Annotated in this window: 2 protein-coding genes; both read right to left on the reverse strand. The window is 63.7% G+C overall.

Annotated elements, in window-relative coordinates:
- Window positions 1-216: 216 nt before the first annotated feature.
- Complete coding sequence (locus tag B0684_RS00525) at window positions 217-1,050, reverse strand: amidohydrolase family protein (protein WP_018649992.1); 834 nt, start codon at window positions 1,048-1,050, stop codon at window positions 217-219.
- Window positions 1,051-1,079: 29 nt separating this feature from the next.
- Window positions 1,080-1,517 carry a glutathione S-transferase N-terminal domain-containing protein gene (locus B0684_RS00530; protein ID WP_018145412.1) on the reverse strand — a complete coding sequence of 146 codons (438 nt, stop codon included), beginning with the start codon at window positions 1,515-1,517 and terminating at the stop codon, window positions 1,080-1,082.
- Window positions 1,518-1,622 lie beyond the last annotated feature (105 nt).

A 1,622-nucleotide genomic window follows, 5' to 3' on the forward strand; every position in this document is an offset into this window, starting at 1 on the left:
ACGATCGTTGCTAATCAGGAGGGCGATTGGACCACCGAGGATACAGAGGACTGGGGGAAGGGCTGGGAAGGAAAAGGTCGGATGATGGCCGTGCGACGTCAGATCACAGTTTGATCGTGATCCTTCGTCACTGTCCTTGCCGTTCTTTGTGACCTCTGTGGTTCAGGCCTTTTGCTCGTTGTCGTGCCTTGTGGCCTTCGTGGTGAATAAAGGCCCTTACTGAGCGGGAAAGAGGCGTTCGCCGTTTTCGAAGGCAATGGCGCGGGCGACGTTGTCGGGCAGCTGGTCGAGCCAGGCGCGGGTCTCGTCTTTCAGGTGGGTGTACTGTTCCCAGCGCGTGGTGGTGAAGGTGTCCACGCCGATCATGAAGCGATCCGGATGGGAGAGGAACAGCTCGAACCAGGCGTCGTCGATCTGACCACCGGGGTTGATGCGCGGGTTGCGCATGGACAGGTCCATGTTCATGCGCGGGTGGCGCTCGAGGTAGTCCTGCACCAGGGGCGGGTAGGCGTAGCTGCCGGCGTGGGCCCAGAGGATGCGCACCTCGGGGTGGGTGGCGTAGGCATGATCGATCACGGCCGGGTCGCCGTGGATCATGATGGTCAGATCGCGTGCGACGGCCAGGTCCAGCAACTGTTCGAAGCCGGGTCCGAAGCGGTCGTCTGCCAGGATGTGAAACTCGCCCAGCCCGCGCCAGGCCACGTCGGATTCGTCCAGCATGTCGGCAATGCGGGCGCCCAGGTCCTCGACGTGCATCCAGTCCATCTTCTTGCCCAGGCGGTGGGAGACTTCCAGAAACGGCACGATGCGGGTATCCGAGCCCGCTTGCAGGCGACGAATCAAGCCGCCTTCGGTCGACATGACGATGGCGCTGCGCACGTCATTGGAGGCCAGGGTGCGGCCCACGTCGCTGATGCCAAAGGTTTCGGCCACCGCCGGGCGATAGTGCAGGTGGGCATCGAAGATCGGCGGCTCGGCGCTGGCGACGGTGAAGGGCAGGGCCAGCCCGAGCGTGGCGCCGAGCAGGGAACGGTGGAGGCGATGGTGCATGGACAGACCCTTCGGAAGCCAATTCGACATCAGGAACGCGGCGGACTGTTGGGCGCAGGGGTCGGATCGGTCGTCTGTGCCGGATCGAAGCGCTCGCGCAGGTAGCGGATGATGGCATCGGATTCGTACAGCCAGCGCACCGAGCCGTCTTCTTCCTCGATTCGCAGGCAGGGCACCTGCAGGCGGCCGCCCTCGTTCTGCAGTTCCTCGCGCCAGGGGCCGGTGGCCTGGGCGTTGCGCAGTTCGATATCCAGCGACAGCCGCTGCATCGCGCGGCGGGCCTTGATGCAGAACGGGCACGCCGGGAAGTGATACAGGGCAAGGCGTTGCGTCTGTTCGTCGATTCGGGCTTGGTCGGCCGGGTCCCGTTCGATGCCGCGTGGGCGCGAGACGCGCTCACCGATCAGCATGAACGGGGTCAGAATCAGGCGGACGCCACGGAAGAAGGTGCGAATCAGGAATCTCATGGCGAAAGGATGCCACAGGAGCCCGACACCGTTACAGCATCTCGAGCGATGGAGGCGTTAGTTTCGCCCTCAAACCCAAGAGCGCTCCTGATTAGCAACGATCGT

Origin of the sequence: Thioalkalivibrio versutus, assembly GCF_001999325.1 — a bacterium.
In the GTDB taxonomy this organism is placed as follows: Bacteria; Pseudomonadota; Gammaproteobacteria; order Ectothiorhodospirales; family Ectothiorhodospiraceae; genus Thioalkalivibrio; species Thioalkalivibrio versutus.